At 69.4% G+C, this 1,855-nt stretch carries 1 protein-coding gene; it reads right to left on the bottom strand.

Annotated elements, in window-relative coordinates:
- Positions 1 to 1,855, bottom strand: a 1,855-nt coding sequence (locus tag FHS34_RS41810; RefSeq protein WP_184976188.1) for a non-ribosomal peptide synthetase, incomplete at both ends; no start/stop codon positions are given.

Here is a 1,855-nt window from a genome sequence, read left to right on the forward strand (position 1 = left end):
CCTGGGTGTCGGCCCGGCCGATGTATTCGAGTTCGCCGGAGGTGTTCCAGCGGACCAGGTCACCGGTGCGGTACATGCGCTCGCCCGGGCCGCCGAAGGGGTTGGCGACGAAGCGTTCGGCGGTCAGGGCCGGGCGGTTGAGGTAGCCGCGGGCCAGACCGGTGCCTGCCAGGTACAGCTCACCCACCACACCCGCGGGTACGGGGGCGAGTCCGGCGTCGAGGACGAAGGCTTGGGTGTTGGTGATGGGGCGGCCGATGGGGGGTGTGTGTGTTCCGGTGAGGGGGCCGCTCATGGTGGCGTAGACGGTGGCTTCGGTGGGGCCGTAGATGTTGGTGATGTGGGTGCCGGGGAGGGCGTTGTGGATGTCGGTGACGGTTTGGGTGGGGAGTGCTTCGCCGGCGAGGACGACGGTTCGGGCTTGGACGGTGAGGCCGGGTTGTGCGATGACTTGGGCGAGGGCGGAGGGTACTGCGCTGATGAGGCTTCCGGTCCAGTTGCGTCCGAGGAGGGCGAGGATGTCGCGGACGACTTCGATGGTGCCGCCTGAGACGAGGGGGGCGAAGAGTTCGAAGACGGAGACGTCGAAGCTGAGGGAGGTGGCGGCCAGGACGTGGGTGAGGCGGTCGTCGTCGAAGGTGGTCACTGCCCAGGAGAGGAGGTCGGTGACGCTTTCCTGGGTGACGATGACGCCCTTGGGGGTGCCGGTGGAGCCGGAGGTGTAGATGACATAGGCGGGGGACTGCGGGGTGACGGCGCTGTGGCGTTCGCCGGGGTCGATGTCGGTGGCCGGGAGCTCGGCGAGCGCCGTGGTCACCGCCGGGTCGTCCAGGAGCAGCCGCGGGGTGTCTTCCGGCAGGTGGCCGGCCGCCGCCGTGGTCGTCAGCATCAGGACCGGTCGGGCGTCCTGCACCATGAAGGCGAGGCGCTCGGCCGGGTATTCGACGTCCAGGGGCAGGTAGGCGGCGCCGGTTTTGAGGACGGCGAGGACGGCGACGATCATTTGGGCGGAGCGTGGCACGGCCAGCGCGACCAGGCGGTCGGGTGCGGCGCCGTGGGTGATGAGCAGGCGTGCGAGGCGGTTGGCCCGCTCGTTCAGCTCGGCGTAGGACAGCTCGGTGGTCTCGAAGACGACGGCGGGTGCTTCGGGTGTCTTCCGCACCTGGGCTTCGAAGGCCTCGGACAGTACGCGGGGCAGTACGACGTCGCGCTGGGTGGCGTTCCACTCGGCGACCAGCTGGTGGCGCTCGTCGGTGGAGAGGAGCTCGGCGCGTGTGATGGGTGCGTCGGGCCGGGCGACGGCCTGTTCCAGGACGCGGGTGAGGCGTTCGATGAGGGTGGTGACGGTGCTCTGGTCGAAGAGGTCGGTGCTGTATTCGACGAAGCCTTCGAGGCCGGCGGGTGTGCCGGTGGGGGAGGTTCGTTCGCGCAGGTTGAGGAAGAGGTCGAAACGGGAGGTGCCGGTGCCGACCGGTTCGATGCGGCTGTCCAGTCCGGGCAGTGCGAAGGCGCCCTGGGGCGTGTTCTGCAGTGCCAGCATGACTTGGAAGAGGGGGTGGTGGGAGAGGGAGCGGGTGGGGTTGAGGACTTCGACGAGGTGTTCGAAGGGGACGTCCTGGTGGGCGTAGGCGGCGAGGTCGGTTTCGCGGACGCGGGCGAGGAGTTCGCGGAAGGTGGGGTGGCCGGAGACGTCGGTGCGCAGGACGAGGGTGTTGACGAAGAAGCCGACGAGGTCGTCGAGGGCTTCGTCCGTGCGGCCCGCGATGGGTGAGCCCAGCGGGATGTCGGATCCCGCGCCCAGGCGCTTGAGCAGCACCGCGAGACCGGCCTGCAGCACCATGAACACACTCGCCCC

It is taken from the genome of Streptomyces echinatus, assembly GCF_014203595.1.
Lineage (GTDB): Bacteria > Actinomycetota > Actinomycetes > Streptomycetales > Streptomycetaceae > Streptomyces > Streptomyces echinatus.